The sequence below is a fragment of the Azospirillum oryzae genome (assembly GCF_900177515.1).
GTDB lineage: Bacteria > Pseudomonadota > Alphaproteobacteria > Azospirillales > Azospirillaceae > Azospirillum > Azospirillum oryzae_A.
On the sequence record NZ_FXAK01000008.1, the window covers coordinates 64,757 to 81,283 of the forward strand.

Genomic DNA, 16,527 nt, shown 5'->3' on the forward strand with positions numbered 1-16,527 from the left:
GGCCGGAGGGAAGCTCAGGCCGCCGGCCGCTGCACGCCGGTGCGCGCGCGCAAGCAACGCTCCAGCCGGGCGGACTCGTGCAACAGCAGGGGCAGGAGTTGGCCCGCCTGATCCCTGTCGCCGTTGCGGCAGAGGACCTCCATGCGCCAGGCGTGGTGCATGACCGTCATCCCGCCGAAACTGCCGGCGAGGCTGGACAGGTCGTGCGCCTCCCCCGCCAGTGCCCGCAGGTCGGCGTTGCCGGCCAGGACGGACTCCGCCATCGCCGACAGCCGATCCAACCGGCGCGACACGTCGTCGAGGAAGCTGTCGACGATCAGCGCCAGATTGTCGGCCCCCACCGTCTCCACCAGATCGGCCAGCACAGCCTCGTCCACCGCCGCCTCGCCGCCCTCGTCATCGCCGCTCCCGTCATAAGGGTCCGCCGGGACGCCGGCGGACCCCGGCCGGTCTTCCGACGATCCGATCCAGCAGTCCAGCGCAGCCAGCAGGCCGGCGCGGCTGATCGGCTTGGTCAGATAATCGCTCATGCCCGCGCGCAGGCACAGTTCACGCGTCCCCGGCATGGCATCGGCGGTCAGGGCGATGATCGGCAGGCTGGCCATGGCGCCGCCGCGCGCCCTAATCGCTTGCGCGGCCTCCAGCCCATCCATCCCCGGCATCTGAACGTCCATCAGCACCAGATCGAAGCCGCCGCGGCAGGCTGCAGCGACCGCCTGTTCCCCGTCCTCCGCGACCTCGACCGTGTAGCCCAGCTTGCGCAGCAGGGTGGTAGCGAACAGCTGGTTGGTGCGGTTGTCCTCCGCCAGCAGGATGCGGCCGCGGCGCGACGTCTCCTCCGCCCCGGCGTCCGTGACCGAAGCGGCTGAAGGGGGCGCCGGGCCTGTCGCCGACAGCAGTCCGGTCAGGCAGTCGGCCAGCGAACTCTGGCGCAGCGGCCGGTTCAGCGTGGTGTGGGCCAACCCCTGAGGCACGCCGTCGACGCGCGCAGCGGGCGCCAGCGTGACGATCAGAACCCGCCGCGTCGCCGTCAGCGCCGGATCGCCGGCGATGGCCGCCAGCAGCGCATCGCCGCCCATGCCGGGCATGCTCTGGTCGGCGAGCACCACGTCGAAGGGCCGCCCGCCGGCCGCCGCGCGCCTCAATGCCTCCAGCGCGTCCGGTCCGTTTTCCACCGTCGCCGGCATGGCCCCCAGGCTGTCGAGCATCGAGACCAGCACCCGGCGGTTGACCGCCAGATCGTCCACCACCAGGGCCCGGCGCCCGGCCAGCGGCCGTTCGGCCGGCGGCAGTGCCTCATTGGATGCCTCCTCCGACAGGGCCAGCGGCAGGTCGACCAGGAAACGGCTGCCTGAGCCCAGGCTGCTCTCCACCGCGATGCTGCCGCCCATCAGTTCCGACAACTGGCGGCAGATCGCAAGCCCCAGGCCGGTGCCGCCGAACTTGCGGGTGATCGACCCGTCGACCTGCTGAAACTTGTTGAACAGGGTGGGCAGCGCTTCGGCCGGGACGCCGATGCCGGTGTCGGTCACGGTGATGCGCAGCACCAGATGGGACTCGGTGGCGTCCAGCGCCTCCAGCTCCACCGCGACGGATCCCTCGTCGGTGAATTTGACCGCATTGCCGACCAGATTGACCAGGATCTGCCGGATGCGCGTCGGATCGCCCAGCAGCGTGCGGCGCAGCAGCGGGTCGATGTAGAAGCCGATCTCGATTCCCTTCTCGTGCGCGCGGGGGGTCAGCAGTTCCACCACCCCTTCCACCAGATCGGCGGCGTCGAAGGGCAGCGTCTCGATGGTGACGCGGCCGGCCTCCAGCTTGGAGATGTCGAGGATGTCGTTGATGATCGTCAGCAGCGCGTTGGACGAGCTGCGGATGGCCTGGGCGAACTGGTGCTGCTCGGGGGTCAGGGCGGTGTCGAACAGCAGCTCCGTCATGCCCATGATGCCGTTCATCGGCGTGCGGATCTCGTGGCTCATCGCCGCCAGGAATTCCGACTTCGCCTGGGTCGCCGCCTCGGCGCGGGCGCGGAGCGCATCGGCCTCCTCGCGGGCGGCGTCGAGCCCTTCGGCCAGCGCGCACATGTCGGCGGCCTGACGCTGCAATTCCGCCTCGAAGCGCTTGCGCTCGGTGATGTCGGTGCGGGTGCAGACCAGTGAACCGTTGCTGGTCCTATTCTCCGCCACCACGATCCAGCGGCCGTCGGGCAACTCCCGCTCGAACGGGGCGCCGGGGTTGCGGTGCTGAGCCAGCTCTGCCCGGATCCAGGCTTCGTCGCTCGGACCGTCCGGGTTGCCTGCGAACTCGCCGTTGGCGATGGCGGCGCGCAGGATGTCCTCGAACGGACGGCCGGGGGTCAACAGCGGCGCCGTCAGCGGATGGGCTTCGCGATAGCGCTCGTTGCACAGGATCAGCCGGTCGTCGGCATCGAAATAGGCCAGCCCCTCCGGCACCGCTTCGATCGCGTCGTCCAGCGTCTGCTTGGCGAGCCGCAGCTCCTCTTCCGTCAGCTTGTCGCGCGTGATGTCCGTGTGGGCGCCGACCATGCGCACGACCCGGCCGTCGGCATCGCGGATGTGGATGGCGCGGCTGAGGATATAGACGGTGTGGCCCTGCTTGTGGCGGAAGCGCTGCACCGCCTCGAATTTCGGGATCAACCCGGCATTGTAGGCGCGGACCATCTCCAGCGCCGCGATCCGGTCCTCCTCGAAGATCAGGCCGGCCCACATGTCCAGGCTGTTCTCCAGCTCGCCGTCGCCATAGCCGAGCTGTTCCTTCCAGGTGGGGGAGAACCAGATCCCACCGCTTTCCAGGTTCCAGTCCCAGATGCCGTCCCGCGTCGCCTGGACGGTCAGGTCCAGAAGCTCGCGGTTGGAGCGCAGCTCCGCCTCTTCCCGCTTGGCGTCGGTGATGTCCTGGACGACGCCCAGCAGGCCGACCGGCCGGCCGTCGGCCCCGCATTCGGCCATGCCGCGGATGAAGACATGGCGCAGCGACCCGTCCGGCCGGATGACGCGCGCCTCGACCGAGAACCCTTCGCCAGTGTTGCGGGCCCGCTCGACCAGATCGGCAAGACGCGGCCGGTCGTCAGGGTGGTAGCAGGAGCGCGACAGTTCGACGGTCGGCGGCTCGCCCTGCGGCGGCAGGCCCAGGATGCGGTAGACCTCATCCGACCAGCGGCGGGCATCGGTGACGAAATCGATGTACCAGTGGCCGAACTGGCCGATCTCCTCGGCGAGATTTAGCAGGCGCGACCGGTCGCGCAGTTCCGCTTCCGCCCGCTCGCGCCGGGCCACCTCGCGGCGCAGCGTCATCTCGTCCACCACCAAGCGGGCGAGCTGGGCCAGCGTCTCCGCTTCGCGCTCGTCGAAGCCGGCGCGGGGCACGTCGTCGATGACGCAGAGCGTTCCCAGCTTCTGCCCATCCGCCACCAGCGGCGCGCCGGCATAGAAGCGGATGTTCGGCGCGCCGGTGACCAGCGGATTGCCGGCGAAGCGCGGATCCCTGGTCGCGTCCGGCACGACCAGGATGCCGTCGTCCAGGATGGCATGGGCGCAGAAGGCCAGATCGCGGTGGGTCTCCGTCGCCTCCAGCCCGACGCGGCTCTTGAACCACTGGCGTTCGCGGTCGATCAGCGAGACCAGCGCGATGCGCGTGCCGAAGAAATGCCGGGCCAGCCGGGTAATGTTGTCGAAGCCCGATTCCGCCGCAGTATCGAGAATGCAGTAGGAGTCCAAGACCGCCTGCCGCCAGCGCTCGTCGGGCGGTAGCGGGGCGGGCACCGCCCCCGCGCTCACGCGGCGGTCTCCCCGGCGCCGCGGGCCTCGGCGACGCGCCACTGCTGAAGCTTGCGGTAGATGGTGGACGGGCTGATCTCCAGCATCAGGGCGGCGCGCGGCACATCGTCGCCGGTCATCCGCAGCGCCTTCTGGATCATGTCCTTCTCGACCCGCCACAGCGGCTGGACGGCGCTATCCTCCGCCGACGCATCGGCGGCCGGCGACCCGCAGGCGGCGCAGGAAGAGGCGCCGCCATCAGGACCGCCGATCGCCGGGCCGCCCATCGGCGGCAGCATGTCCAGCGTGACCTGCGGCCCATCGTGCAGCACCACGACGTTGCGGACGACATTCTGCAGTTGCCGTACGTTGCCGGGCCAGTCATGGGCGCGCAGCCGCGCCTCCACCTCCGGAGCGAAGGCCGACAGCGCCTTGCCCTCCTCCCGCGCATAATCGATCAGGAAGGAACGCGCGATCTCGATCACGTCGTCGCCGCGGTCGCGCAGCGGCGGCAGGGCCAGCGGGATGACGTGCAGGCGGTAATAGAGGTCCTCGCGGAAACGGCCGGCCTGCACCTCGGCCAGCGGATCGCGGTTGGTGGCGGCGACGAAGCGCACGTCCACCCGCTCCTCCCGGCCGCTGCCGACCGGGCTGACCGTTCCGGTCTGGACGAAACGCAGGAGCTTGCTCTGCAGGTCGAACGGCATCTCGCAGATCTCGTCCAGGAACAGCGTGCCGCCGTCGGCCAGCAACGCCGCCCCCGGCCGGTCGCCCGCCGCCCCGGTGAAGGCGCCCTTCACATGGCCGAAGATCTCCGATTCCAGCAGATCCTTCGGGATCGCGGCACAGTTCAGCGCGACGAAGGCGCCGTCGCGCCGCGGGCTGGCACGGTGGATGGCCTGGGCCGCCACCTCCTTGCCGGTCCCGCTCTCCCCGGTGATGAAGACGTTGGCACGGCTGGCCGCCACGCTTTCGATGGTGCGGTAGACCGCCTGCATCTCCGGCGAACTGCCGATGAAGCCGTGGAAGCGCCCGCGGTCGAGATCCTTGCGGTAGCCCTCCACCATCCGCGCCAGCGTCCGCCGCTCCAGCGCATTGCGCAGGGTCAGATTCAGCCGGTCGGCGTTGAAGGGCTTCACGATGAAGTCGAAGGCGCCGAGCTTCATCGCCTCCACCGCCAGATCGATGGAGCCGTGGGCGGTGATGATGACCACCGAAACGCTCGCGTCGCGGGCCTGCAGCGCCTGGAGCACCTCCAGCCCATCCATGTCCGGCAGCTTCAGGTCCAGAATCACCGCATCAGGCGGCATTTCCGCCGCCGCGTCCAGCGCCTCTCCCCCACGTGTGCAATGCACGACCTCATGGGCGTCCGCGCGCAGGAACTCGATATAGAGCTTGGCGAGCGGGACCGTGTCCTCGATCAGCAGGATGCGGCGCTTCTTGGGAGAGGACACCTTGGGAGAAGACACTGGGCGGCACTCTGACGGTCGGTGAAAGGGCTTCGATCAGGCAGGACTGCCCGCGCAGTGTAACCCGGCCGGGGGTCTGCCGCCAGTCGGGCCGAACCTACCTGCATATGACTTTTGACCCAGAGCGCTGGGCAGGGCCGCCGCCCCCTCCCTACGCCCCGCTGTCGATCAGGTCGGTCCGTCCGATCCGCCGCAGCGAGACCTGGACGCGGGCGTTGTGCTCGCGGATCTCGCGCAGGGTCTGCAGCGTAAACTCCACATGGGCGTCGGCCGCCGCGCTCGCCGCCGCGGAATCGCCGGCCAGCACCGCGTCGGCGATGGCGAGATGCTGCTGCAGCAGAAGGTCGCGCACCCCCGGCCGGGAATAGAGGTCGGCGCGGTTGTAGAACACGTCGTTGCGCAGCAGGTCGGACAGCGTCCGCATGATGTGCAGCATGACGACGTTGTGTGCCGCCTCATAGACCGCCAGATGCAGCTCGGCGTCGGCATCGGCCTCTTCGGAGCTGTCGTCCTTGCCATGGGCGGCCTGCATGCGGGCGACGATGGCGCGGATGCCGTCGCGGTCGAGGTCGGTGGCCCGCTGCGCCGCCAGCCCGGCCGCCGCCGCCTCGATGGAGCGGCGGAACTCCAGATAGTCGAAGGACGCGTCCGGCTTGTTGCGCAGCAGCGTCATCAGCGGATCGGCGATCTGCGACAGGAAACTGGCGACATGGGTGCCGCTGCGTCCGGTGACCAGAAGTCCGCGCTCTTCCAGCTTGGCGATGGCGTCGCGCAGCGACGGGCGCGACACGTCCAGCTTCACCGCCAATTCGCGTTCGGCCAGCAGCTTCTCGCCGGGACGCAAGGCGCCCTCCAGGATCAGCCGTTCCAGATGCTCGGCAATGGCGTCGGCCAGCTTGGCCGGTTTGATCGTCCCCTGCATTGGGTGGGCGGCCTCTCCCTGCACGTCTTCATCCACTTCTACCGATCCAAGGAACGTCCGTCCAGCACCGCCGGCCTGCCGTGGATACAGCACGTGGCCGGAGCGGATCGTCTGGCAAATGATTCAGCCGTTGCACAATTTGGTAAAATCTTTTATCCACGTTTTTGCCGCATGGAAAAGACTTGTCTGCACCTGCCCGTCCGATGGGGGACCGCCCCCTGCCGTGGGCGGAGGACGCCGTACCGACGCCATGCCCTCCGTTCCTTTCCAGCAGGAGCCGCCGCCGATGCCGACCCTCCCCCAGGCCGCCACGCTGCCCGCCCCCTATGACCGCGTGCTGGCCGAGCTTCAGGCGGTCGTCCCACAATCTCGGCTGGTGACAGACCCACTGCGCACGCTGGCCTACGGCACCGACGCCAGCTTCTACCGGCTGATCCCCAAGATCGTGGCGCTGGTGGAAACGGAGGAGGAGGTGGTCCGGCTGCTGCGCATCACCCGCGGCCACAAGGTGCCGGTGACCTTCCGTGCCGCCGGCACCAGCCTGTCGGGGCAGGCGGTCAGCGACAGCGTTCTGGTGGTGCTGGGCGACGGCTGGCGTGGTTGCACGATCGGTCCGGCCGCGGCCACCGTCACCCTGCAGCCCGGCGTGATCGGCGCGGAGGCGAACCGGCGGCTGGCGCCGCTGGGGCGCAAGATCGGTCCCGACCCGGCCTCCATCGCCACAGCGAAGATCGGCGGCATCGCCGCCAACAACGCCAGCGGCATGTGCTGCGGCACCGCGCAGAACAGCTACCGCACGCTGGAATCGATGCGGCTGGTGCTGGCCGACGGCACGGTTCTGGACACCGCCGACCCGGCCAGCCGCAGCCGCTTCCGCGACAGCCACGGTGTGCTGCTCGACCGGCTCGCCGATCTCGGCGCCCGCACACGTGCCGACGAGGCGCTGGCCGGCCGCATCCGCGACAAGTTCCGCATCAAGAACACCACCGGCTACAGCCTGAACGCGCTGGTGGACTATGAGGATCCCGTCGATATCCTCCAGCACCTGATGATCGGGTCGGAAGGGACGCTGGGCTTCATCTCCGCCATCACGCTGCGCACCGTGCCGGAGCATCCGCACAAGGCCAGCGCGCTCCTGTTCTTCCCCGACATCGGCGAGGCCTGCCACGCCGTGGCCCTGCTGAAGGCGGCCCCGGTCGATGCGGCGGAGCTGATGGACCGCGCCTCGCTGCGCTCCATCCAGGACAAGCTGGGCATGCCGCCGCAGATCCGCGGCTTCGGCCCCGACGTGGCGGCGGTGCTGGTGGAGACCCGCGCAGAGAGCGCCGCGGCGCTGGAGGCCAATGTGGCGGAGATCGCCGCGGTGCTGGCCGATTGCATCACCATCGGCGACACCCGCTTCACCACCGACGCCAAGGCCTGTGAGGGCTTCTGGAAGATCCGCAAGGGCCTGTTCCCGGCGGTCGGCGCCATCCGCCAGACCGGCACCACCGTCATCATCGAGGACGTGGCCTTCCCCCTGCCGCGGCTTGCCGAGGCGACGCGCGAGCTGCAGGCGCTGTTCCTCCGCCACGGCTATCGCGAGGCGATCATCTTCGGCCACGCGCTGGAAGGGAACCTGCACTTCGTCTTCACCCAGGCCTTCGACAGCCGGGAGGAGATCGACCGCTATCGCCGCTTCATGGACGATGTCGCCGTGCTGGTGGTCACCCGCTATGACGGTTCGCTGAAGGCGGAGCACGGCACCGGCCGCAATATGGCCCCCTTCGTCGAGATGGAATGGGGTCCGCAGGCCTATGGGCTGATGAAGGAGATCAAGGAGCTGTTCGACCCCGACGGTCTACTGAACCCCGGCGTCATCCTGAACGGCGACCCGCAGGCCCATCTGAAGGACCTGAAGCCGCTGCCGCCCGCCGACCCGCTGGTCGACACCTGCATCGAGTGCGGATTCTGCGAACCGACCTGCCCGTCCCACCGCTTCACCCTGTCGCCGCGCCAGCGCATCGTCGGCCGACGCGAGATGGCGCGGCTGAAGGCTGCCGGGGACGATCTTGGGCGCCTCGCCGAGATCGGTGCCGCCTATGACTACCAGGGCATCGACACCTGCGCCGCCTGCGGCCTTTGCGCCACCGCCTGCCCGGTGGGAATCGAGACGGGGCTGCTGATCAAGTCCATGCGCGGCGAGCGGCGCGGCACCATGGCCCGCAAGGCGGGGGCGTTGGTGGCCGACCACATGGAAGGGGCGCTGGGCCTCGCCCGCACCGGTCTGCGGTTGGCCGACCTCGCCCGCCGTACGGTCGGGCACGGCGTCACCGAGGCAGCGGCGCGGGTGCTGACCGGCGGCAGGCTGCCGGTTCTGCCCCGCAACATGCCGACGGCCGCAACCTTCACACCGCGCCCAGACGCTCTTGGCATGGATGACGTACCGACGGTGGTCTATGCCCCAAGCTGTGTCAGCCGGAGCATGGGACCTGCGGCGACCGATCCGCAGCAGCGCCCGTTGCCGCAGGTGGTGGAATCGGTGATGCGCAAGGCCGGATTCCGCATCCTCTATCCGGAGGCGGCGGACGGCCATTGCTGCGGCATGCCGCTGGAGAGCAAGGGGCTGGCCGAGGCGGCGGATGCCAAGGCCGACGCCATGCTCGCCGCAGTGTCGAAGGCGAGCCGGGGCGGCCTGTACCCGGTGGTGATGGACACCAGCCCCTGCGCCCTGCGCCTGAAGAAGCGGCTGACCGACGTGGGCCTGCGCATCCTTGATGTGGCGGAGTTCCTGAGCGAGTTCGCCTTGCCCCGCCTCGAAATCGTCAAGACGGCAGAGCCGGTGATGCTGCACCTGACCTGCTCCACCCGCCGCATGGGGCTGGACGGGGCGCTCACCGCGGTGGCGAAAGCCTGCGCCGAGACGGTGGTGGTGCCGCCCGACGTCGGCTGTTGCGGCTTCGCCGGCGACAAGGGCTTCACCACGTCGGAACTGAACGCCCACGCGCTGCGCCACCTGCCAGCATCGGTGCCGGAAGGCTGCGCGTCGGGCTATTCCACCAGCCGCACCTGCGAGATCGGGCTGTCCGACAAGGCGGGCGTGCCCTACCGGTCGATCGTCTATCTGGTCGATGCCTGCACCACCGCGAAGGTGGAGGAGAGGGCGCGGGTGGCGGAGGTGGCGTTCTAGGGGGGACACTTGCCCCCACCTAACCTCCCCCGCTGGGCGGGGGAGGGACTGCCGCTAGAGCGCCGACAAAGCTCCTGTCCCCCTCCCCCGCCCAGCGGGGGAGGGTCGGGGTGGGGGCAATAACCAAGACGCTGAGGAAACGCCCATGGACCACCAGCCCCCCAAACCCACCCGCGTCTATTACTTCGGCACCTGCCTCGTCGACCTGTTCTTCCCCGACGCCGGCATGGCGGGGATCGAGCTGCTGCAGTCCCAGGGCCTGACCGTCGTCTTCCCCCAGGGGCAGAGCTGCTGCGGCCAGCCCGCCTACAATTCCGGCTACCGCGCCGACGCGCTGAAGGTCGCCCGTGCCCAGCTGGACCTGTTCCCCGGCGACGACCCCATCGTCGTGCCGTCGGGGTCCTGCGCCGGCATGATGAAGAAGCACTGGCCCGACCTGTTCCGCGGCGAGCCGGACGAGGCCAAGGCCGTCCAGGTTGCGGCCCGCGTCTGGGAGTTGACCCAGTTCCTGGTCCATGTCCTCGACGTCCGACTGACCGACAAGGGGGAGCCGCTGCGCGTCACCTGGCACGCTTCCTGCCATGCCCAGCGCGAAATGGGCGTGGTGGATGAGCCCAAGGCCCTGCTGCGCCAGCTCGCCAACGTCGAGCTGGTGGAACTGAAGCGGGAGAAGGAATGCTGCGGGTTCGGCGGCACCTTCGCCGTGCGCCATCCGGAGATCTCCGCCGCGATGGTCGGCGACAAGGTGGCGGACATCGAAGGCACCGGCGCCGCCCGCGTGGTATCGGGCGACTGCGGCTGCCTGCTGAACATCACCGGCGCGCTGGAGGCCGGCAACAAGGCCACGCGCGGCCAGCACATCGCCCAGTTCCTGAAGGAGCGCATCCATGGACGGTAACGCACCGGATTTCGCCGCCGCCTCCCGCGCAGCGCTGGCCGACCCGCAGTTGCGCGGCAATTTCCGCCGCGCCATGGATGGCTTGATGACCAAGCGCGCCGCCCAGTTCGCCGACCAGGATGAATGGCACGGCGTGCGGGCGCTGGCCGCCAGCGTGCGGCTGCGCGCCCTGTCGAAGCTGCCGGAACTGCTGGAAAAGCTGGAGGAGAACTGCACCCGCAACGGCATCACCGTCCATTGGGCCGCCACGACGGATGACGCCAACGCCATCGCTCTCGACATCCTGCACAAGGCCAACGCCAAGCTGGTGGTCAAGGGCAAGTCGATGGTGACGGAGGAGATGCACCTGAACGCCGTCCTGGAAAAGGACGGCATCGAGGTGCTGGAAAGCGACCTCGGCGAATACATCGTTCAGCTGGACGGCACCATGCCGTCGCACATCATCATGCCGGCGATCCACCTGAACACCAAACAGATCGCCCATCTGTTCAAGCGCAAGATCAAGGACGCCGAAAGCCGGGAGGACGCGGCCTATCTGACCGACCTCGCCCGCCGGGTGCTGCGCGCCAAGTTCCAGGCCGCCGATGTCGGCATGTCCGGCGTCAATGCCGCGGTGGCGGAGACCGGGACCCTCTGCCTGATCGAGAATGAGGGCAACGGCCGCATGTGCACCACGGTGCCGCCGGTCCACATCGCCTTCATGGGGCTGGAGAAGGTGGTGGAAAAGCTGGAGGACGTTCCGCCGGTCATCAGCCTGCTGCCGCGCTCCGCCACCGGCCAGCCGATCACCACCTACGTCAACATGATCTCCGGCCCTCGGAAGGAGGGCGAGAAGGACGGCCCCCGCGAGGTGCATCTGGTCATCCTCGACAATGGCAGGTCCACCATCTACGCCGACCCGGAGCTGCGCGACACGCTGCGCTGCATCCGCTGCGGCGCCTGCATGAACCATTGCCCGGTCTACACCCAGGTCGGCGGCCACGCCTATGAGGCGCCCTACCCCGGCCCCATCGGCAAGATCCTGGTGCCGCAGATCGAGGGGTTGGCCAAGCGCGGCGCCATGCCCCACGCCTGCACCATGTGCAACGCCTGCGTCGAGATCTGCCCGGTGAAGATCCCGATCGTCGAGATCATGGGGCGGTTGCGGGTAGAGGCGGTGAAGCCCGGCGGCACGGTGAAGGACGGCGGCGCCAAGGCCAACCGGACGGAATCGATGGTGTGGAGCGGCTGGGCGGCGATGAACGCCTCCCCAACCGCCTACCGCATCGCGACCGTGGCGATGAGCAGGCTCGGCAACGTCGCGCCATCGTCGCTGCCCATGCTGAAGGAGTGGACGAACGTCCGCACCAAGCCGCGCTTCGCCGGCCGCACCCTGCACGACCTCGCCCGCGCCAAGGGGATTCCCGATGTCTGACGCCCGCAACTCGATCCTGACGACGCTGCGCAGGACGCGCGACGCCCACCCGCTGACGTCGCCCGCGTCGGACTTCGCGCCGATCGAGGCGAAGCAGTGGGCGGCGGATGAGCGCCTGCCCCGCATCCGACGCCTGATGGAAGCGGTGCATACGGAGTTCCTCGACGCGACGGAGGCCGACTGGCCGGCAGTGCTGCGGGAGTTTCTGGTACGGGAGGGCGTGGGCTCGTTGATGTATGCGCCGGCGACGGCGGCGGGGAAGCGGCTGGTCGAGGGGTGGGACGCCGCCTCCACCACCCTCATCCCCTACGACCGCCCGCTCGAAGACCTGAAGCCCCAGCTGTTCGAGTCCATCGAGGCCGGTCTCACCACCACCCGCGGCGCCATCGCCGAGACCGGCAGCCTGATCCTGTGGCCGACGGCGGACGAGCCACGCACCCTCTCCCTCGTCCCGCACATCCACGTCGCAATCCTGCGCACCGACGCCCTCTACGACACCTTCCTGCAGGCCATGCGCGAGCAGGGATGGGCGCAGGCGATGCCGACCAACGTGCTGCTGGTGTCCGGCCCCAGCAAGACCGCCGACATCGAGCAGACGCTGGCCTACGGCGTCCACGGTCCGAAGCGGCTGATTGTCCTGGTGGTCCATCCATGACCGCCCGCCCAGCCAACGAGCCGGCGGCCCGGCTCTACGAGGCGATCCTGCATCTCAGGCGCCTCGGCCATCGGGTGGAGAAATGCGAAGGGCGGCGCGGGCGACATCGGCTGGATGGGGCCGAAATCACCGACGCCGCCCTTCTGGAGCTGGCAATGACCCGCGTCCGCCGGGCGGCGCGGGTTCCCTTATCGCATCAGGCCGGACGCACCGCAGTCGGACGCGACACCGCCACCGACGGCTTGCGGCCGTAGCGCTCGACGCTGAGGCCCTCCATGTCGATCTCGGTCCGGCGGCCGCTGACCACGTCGGCCAGCACGCGGGCGGAGCCGGCGGACATCGTCCAGCCCAGCGTGCCGTGGCCGGTGTTGAGATACAGGTTGCGGACATGGGTCGGCCCCAGGATCGGCGTGCCGTCCGGGGTGTTCGGACGCAGGCCGGTCCAGAATTCCGCCTTCGACAGGTCGCCGCCCTTCGGGAACAGGTCGCTGACCACATGGTCGAGCGGGCCGCGGCGGCTCTCACGCAGGGTCAGGTCGAAACCGGACAGCTCCGCCGTGCCGCCGACGCGGATGCGGTCGCCGAGCCGAGTGACGGCGATCTTGTGCGTCTCGTCCATCACCGTCGATTCCGGCGCGTGGGCGGCGTCGGTGATCGGCAGGGTCAGCGAATAGCCCTTCACCGGATAGACCGGCAGGTCGATGCCCAGCGGCTTCACCAGCTTGGGGGAATAGCTGCCCATGGCGACGATGTAGCTGTCGGCGGTCAGCGTGCCCTGGTCGGTCAGCACGCCGGTGATCTTGCGCCCGTCGCTTTCCAGCCCGCGGATGGAGACGCCATAGCGGAACTCCACACCACGCTTGGCGGCATAGTCGGCCAGCTTGTTGGTGAACTGGAAGCAGTCGCCGGTCTCGTCGCCCGGCAGGTGCAGCGCGCCGACCAGCTTGTCCTTCACATGGGCCAGCGCCGGCTCGACCGAGGTCAGGCCGTCGCGGTCGAACAGGCTGTAGGGAACGCCATAGCGCTCCAGCACCGCCATGTCGTAGCCGGCGGCGTCCATCTGCTTCTGGGTGCGGAAGACCTGCAGCGTGCCTTGGGTGCGCTCGTCATAGGTGATGCCGGTTTCGGCGCGCAGAGCCTTCAGGCAGTCGCGGCTGTATTCGGCGACGCGGACCATGCGGCTCTTGTTCAGCTGATAGCTCGCCTCGTTGGCGTTGGCCAGCAGCTTCAGGCACCAGGACCACATGGCCGGATCCAGCTTCGGCCGGATCACCAGCGGAGAATGCTTCATCATCATCCACTTGGCGGCCTTCAGCATCAGCCCCGGCGCCGCCCAGGGAGCGGAATAGCCCGGCGACACCTCGCCCGCGTTGGCATAGCTGGTCTCCAGCGCCGGGCCGGCCTGACGGTCGATGACGGTCACCTCATGCCCCGCACGCGCCAGATAATAGGCGGTGGTGACACCGATGACGCCGCTGCCCAGAACGATCACGCGCATGAGACTGGCTCCCAAGGGGATGGATGACTTTGCTTGAGGGAGTAGTTCGCAAAGGGCGTGCCAGAGACGGAAGTGGCGGATTTGCTGCGGTGCGGGGGGAGTGGTGGTCGCGCGGGTGTATGAAAATGTTTACAGATTGAGGAGACCGAAGAGCACCGGTGTTGCACAGCAAGGAGTTAGGCGGGTGTAAACATTTTGATACGTCGTAAAGATATGTGTACAGTGGTTGCCGGATGCCCCACCCCACCCCTCCCCCGCGGGGCGGCGGAGGGGTGGGGGCAAGTGTTTACCCACTCAAGCACCCCCATGCGCATCGAAGTTACCTTCACCGACCGCGTCGGCATCGCCCATGAGATCCTCGCCGTGCTGGCGTTGCGCCGGCTCAACGTCGTCGGCGTCGAGGTCGACCCGCCGCTGATCCATATCGACGCTCCCGGCCTGGACCCGGCGGCGCTGCCGGCCCTGTCGGACGCGCTGCGCACCATCGCCGGCGTGCAGTCGGTGGCGGCCATCGACATGCTGCCGGGCACGCGGCGGCGTCTGCATCTTGATGCGCTGCTCGCCGCCCTGCCCGACCCGGTGCTGGCGGTGGACCGTGGGGGCCGCGTGGTGGTGGCGAGCACCGCCGCCGCCCAGGTCGCGGGATTGCCGGAGTCGCGCCTCGCTGGCCTTGATCTGGGCGAGCTGTTCGGCGAGCCCGAGTTGACGCGCGAACTGACTGCCGGCGGTTTCCGCATGTCCGGCCGCGAGGTGACGCTGAACGGTCAGCCCTTCCTGCTGGAGGTGACGCCCATCGTCGATGTCGAGGCGGCGGGCGCCGTCATCACCCTGTTCACCCCGTCACGTTTGGGCGAGCGGCTCGACGCCATCCAGAATTTCGATGAGGGCGGCTTCGACCGCATCCTCGGCGAATCGCCGCCGGTCAGGGCGCTGAAGGCACGGGCCGCGCGGGTCGCCGCGATGGAGGCGCCGCTGCTGATCCTGGGCGAGACCGGCACCGGAAAGGAACTGATCGCCCATGCCTGCCACCGCGCCAGTCCGCGCCGCGACAAGCCCTTCCTGGCGCTGAACTGCGCCGCCGTGCCGGAAAATCTGGCGGAGAGCGAGCTGTTCGGCTACGCCCCCGGCTCCTTCACCGGGGCCCAGCGCGGCGGCAAGCCCGGCCTGTTGGAACTGGCCCATGGCGGCACCGTATTCCTCGACGAGATCGGCGAGATGTCGGCCTATCTCCAGGCCAAGCTGCTGCGCTTCCTCAACGACGGCAGCTTCCGCCGGGTCGGCGGCGAGCGCGAGCAGAAGGTGGATGTCCGCGTCATCAGCGCAACCCACCGCTCGCTGGAGGCGATGGTCGCCGACCACAGCTTCCGCGAGGATCTGTTCTATCGCCTGAACGTGCTGTCGCTGAGTGTCCCGCCACTGCGCGAGCGTGGCCAGGACATCCTGCTTCTGGCCCGCCATTTCATCGCCCGCGCCGCGGCGCAGGCCCGCCGGCCGCCCGGCCGCCTGACCCCGGCGGCAGCTGCGGCGCTGCTCGCCAACCGCTGGCCGGGCAATGTGCGCCAGTTGGAGAACGTCATCTTCCGCGCCATGACCATGAGCGACGGCGGCGCGCTGGATGCCGCCGATCTGGAACTTGCCGGTGCCGGCATGCAGTCGTCCGCCGTGCCGGCGGAAGAGGCGGACAGCTGGGAAGACGCGGTGGAGGGGTTCGAGCGGACACTGCTGCGCCGGCTCTATCCGCATTTCCCGTCCAGCCGCAAGCTGGCCGCAAGGCTCAACACCTCGCACACGATGATCGCCAACAAGCTGCGGAAATACGGCATTCCGGAGCGGTGAAGTCGCCGGACCCGGGCCGGGCTAATGGCCGCTGGAATGTCCGGATGCCTTGGCCGGAGCGGCATGGCTGTCCGCCGCCGGCTTGGCGTGGCTGGCGGCCTTCTCCGGGGCCTTCTCGGCCGGCTTCTCGGCGGCTGGAGGCTCCAGCCCGGGGGGCGGGCCGCCGAAGGTGATGGTCACCTCGGTCACCGGGCCGGGATCGGGCTGGCTGTGGTGGAAATTCGCCGATGCGCCGGGGCCCAGGGTCTCGGCCGACGGCTCAATGGTCCAACTCTGCAGCAGCTTGTGCTCGGGACCGAAGGTGATGACGCGCAGCGGCGGCAGGGTGCGCTCGACGTCTGTGCCATTGGCGACCTCGCCATCGAGCAGCAGGACGGTCGTCCCGTTTTCGATCTTCTGTTCGGAGCGGATGTTGCGAAGTTCGAGCCCGAAACCCGGCGGTTCGGCCGGCATGCCGATGGTGTCATAGAGCAATGCTGCGGGCGGCCAGTTGCGGACGATGGCGTCGCGGCCGAAATAGGCGCCGGCAGCGGTGCCGGCGACCAGAAGCCCCAGCAGGGCGAAGCCGATCACCGTGCTGCGCGCCGGCTTGGCGCGCGGGGCCTTGGGCGGCTTGACCTTGGTCTTCGCCGCTGTCTTGGCGGCAGTCTTGGTGAGGGTGTCCGGCCGGATTTCCGTCAGCGCGTCGGGAACCACCTCATCGGCTTCCGGCCGGTCGGGCATCTGCCACCAGGTGTGGCCGCAGCGGGCGCAGCGGACCTTCCGGCCGTCCTGGCCGAGCGACTCGTCGGACAGGGTGTAGCGCGTCGAGCAGGTCGGACAGGAAACGATCATCGCGCCGTCGCAGAAAGGTTACCCCCTGCCTTATAGATAGGAGTGGCCCCCGGCGC

The 16,527-nt window shown here is 69.1% G+C and carries 11 protein-coding genes; 6 read left to right on the forward strand and 5 right to left on the reverse strand.

Going from position 1 to position 16,527, the window contains the following annotated elements:
* Positions 1 to 14: 14 nt before the first annotated feature.
* The 3 genes from B9N97_RS26360 to B9N97_RS26370 form a co-directional block, all read right to left on the reverse strand.
* Positions 15 to 3,797: a response regulator gene (locus tag B9N97_RS26360; protein ID WP_244560935.1), complete on the reverse strand. Its 3,783-nt coding sequence runs from the start codon at positions 3,795 to 3,797 to the stop codon at positions 15 to 17.
* Positions 3,794 to 5,230 carry a sigma-54-dependent transcriptional regulator gene (locus B9N97_RS26365; RefSeq protein WP_085090815.1) on the reverse strand — a complete coding sequence of 479 codons (1,437 nt, stop codon included), beginning with the start codon at positions 5,228 to 5,230 and terminating at the stop codon, positions 3,794 to 3,796. Before B9N97_RS26365 ends, B9N97_RS26360 begins: the two co-directional genes overlap by 4 nt.
* Before the next feature lie 166 nt (positions 5,231 to 5,396).
* Positions 5,397 to 6,167 (reverse strand): FCD domain-containing protein, encoded by a 771-nt coding sequence (locus B9N97_RS26370; RefSeq protein ID WP_085090816.1) that lies wholly within the window; start codon positions 6,165 to 6,167, stop codon positions 5,397 to 5,399.
* Between the two features lie 286 nt (positions 6,168 to 6,453).
* Here B9N97_RS26370 and B9N97_RS26375 point away from each other — a divergent pair, with 286 nt between their 5' ends.
* From B9N97_RS26375 to B9N97_RS26395, 5 genes are all read left to right on the forward strand, one after another.
* On the forward strand, positions 6,454 to 9,336 hold the full coding sequence (locus tag B9N97_RS26375; protein WP_085091168.1) for an FAD-binding and (Fe-S)-binding domain-containing protein: 2,883 nt from the start codon (positions 6,454 to 6,456) through the stop codon (positions 9,334 to 9,336).
* Positions 9,337 to 9,481: 145 nt separating this feature from the next.
* The gene (locus B9N97_RS26380; RefSeq protein ID WP_085090817.1) at positions 9,482 to 10,234 is read left to right on the forward strand and encodes a (Fe-S)-binding protein; all 753 of its coding nucleotides are present in this window, start codon (positions 9,482 to 9,484) and stop codon (positions 10,232 to 10,234) included.
* The gene (locus B9N97_RS26385; protein ID WP_085090818.1) at positions 10,224 to 11,648 is read left to right on the forward strand and encodes a LutB/LldF family L-lactate oxidation iron-sulfur protein; all 1,425 of its coding nucleotides are present in this window, start codon (positions 10,224 to 10,226) and stop codon (positions 11,646 to 11,648) included. The genes B9N97_RS26380 and B9N97_RS26385 overlap by 11 nt, the downstream gene beginning before the upstream one ends.
* The gene (locus tag B9N97_RS26390; RefSeq protein ID WP_085090819.1) at positions 11,641 to 12,303 is read left to right on the forward strand and encodes a LutC/YkgG family protein; all 663 of its coding nucleotides are present in this window, start codon (positions 11,641 to 11,643) and stop codon (positions 12,301 to 12,303) included. The genes B9N97_RS26385 and B9N97_RS26390 overlap by 8 nt, the downstream gene beginning before the upstream one ends.
* On the forward strand, positions 12,300 to 12,557 hold the full coding sequence (locus B9N97_RS26395) for a hypothetical protein (protein WP_085090820.1): 258 nt from the start codon (positions 12,300 to 12,302) through the stop codon (positions 12,555 to 12,557). The genes B9N97_RS26390 and B9N97_RS26395 overlap by 4 nt, the downstream gene beginning before the upstream one ends.
* Here the strand turns inward: B9N97_RS26395 and B9N97_RS26400 are convergent.
* The gene (locus B9N97_RS26400; RefSeq protein WP_085090821.1) at positions 12,500 to 13,801 is read right to left on the reverse strand and encodes a D-amino acid dehydrogenase; all 1,302 of its coding nucleotides are present in this window, start codon (positions 13,799 to 13,801) and stop codon (positions 12,500 to 12,502) included. The two genes, B9N97_RS26395 and B9N97_RS26400, sit on opposite strands and share 58 nt — an antisense overlap.
* A gap of 306 nt (positions 13,802 to 14,107) precedes the next feature.
* Here B9N97_RS26400 and B9N97_RS26405 point away from each other — a divergent pair, with 306 nt between their 5' ends.
* Positions 14,108 to 15,637: a sigma-54-dependent transcriptional regulator gene (locus B9N97_RS26405; protein ID WP_085090822.1), complete on the forward strand. Its 1,530-nt coding sequence runs from the start codon at positions 14,108 to 14,110 to the stop codon at positions 15,635 to 15,637.
* Positions 15,638 to 15,658: 21 nt separating this feature from the next.
* Here B9N97_RS26405 and B9N97_RS26410 read toward each other — a convergent pair whose 3' ends face one another.
* Positions 15,659 to 16,471 carry a zinc-ribbon domain-containing protein gene (locus B9N97_RS26410; protein ID WP_085090823.1) on the reverse strand — a complete coding sequence of 271 codons (813 nt, stop codon included), beginning with the start codon at positions 16,469 to 16,471 and terminating at the stop codon, positions 15,659 to 15,661.
* Positions 16,472 to 16,527 lie beyond the last annotated feature (56 nt).

Coding starts and splice junctions, on each gene's coding strand:
- B9N97_RS26370 (WP_085090816.1), bottom strand. CDS start 6,167: ATGCAGGGGACGATCAAACCGGCCAAGCTGGCCGACGCCATTGCCGAG.
- B9N97_RS26375 (WP_085091168.1), top strand. CDS start 6,454: ATGCCGACCCTCCCCCAGGCCGCCACGCTGCCCGCCCCCTATGACCGC.
- B9N97_RS26380 (WP_085090817.1), top strand. CDS start 9,482: ATGGACCACCAGCCCCCCAAACCCACCCGCGTCTATTACTTCGGCACC.
- B9N97_RS26385 (WP_085090818.1), top strand. CDS start 10,224: ATGGACGGTAACGCACCGGATTTCGCCGCCGCCTCCCGCGCAGCGCTG.
- B9N97_RS26390 (WP_085090819.1), top strand. CDS start 11,641: ATGTCTGACGCCCGCAACTCGATCCTGACGACGCTGCGCAGGACGCGC.
- B9N97_RS26395 (WP_085090820.1), top strand. CDS start 12,300: ATGACCGCCCGCCCAGCCAACGAGCCGGCGGCCCGGCTCTACGAGGCG.
- B9N97_RS26400 (WP_085090821.1), bottom strand. CDS start 13,801: ATGCGCGTGATCGTTCTGGGCAGCGGCGTCATCGGTGTCACCACCGCC.
- B9N97_RS26405 (WP_085090822.1), top strand. CDS start 14,108: ATGCGCATCGAAGTTACCTTCACCGACCGCGTCGGCATCGCCCATGAG.
- B9N97_RS26410 (WP_085090823.1), bottom strand. CDS start 16,471: ATGATCGTTTCCTGTCCGACCTGCTCGACGCGCTACACCCTGTCCGAC.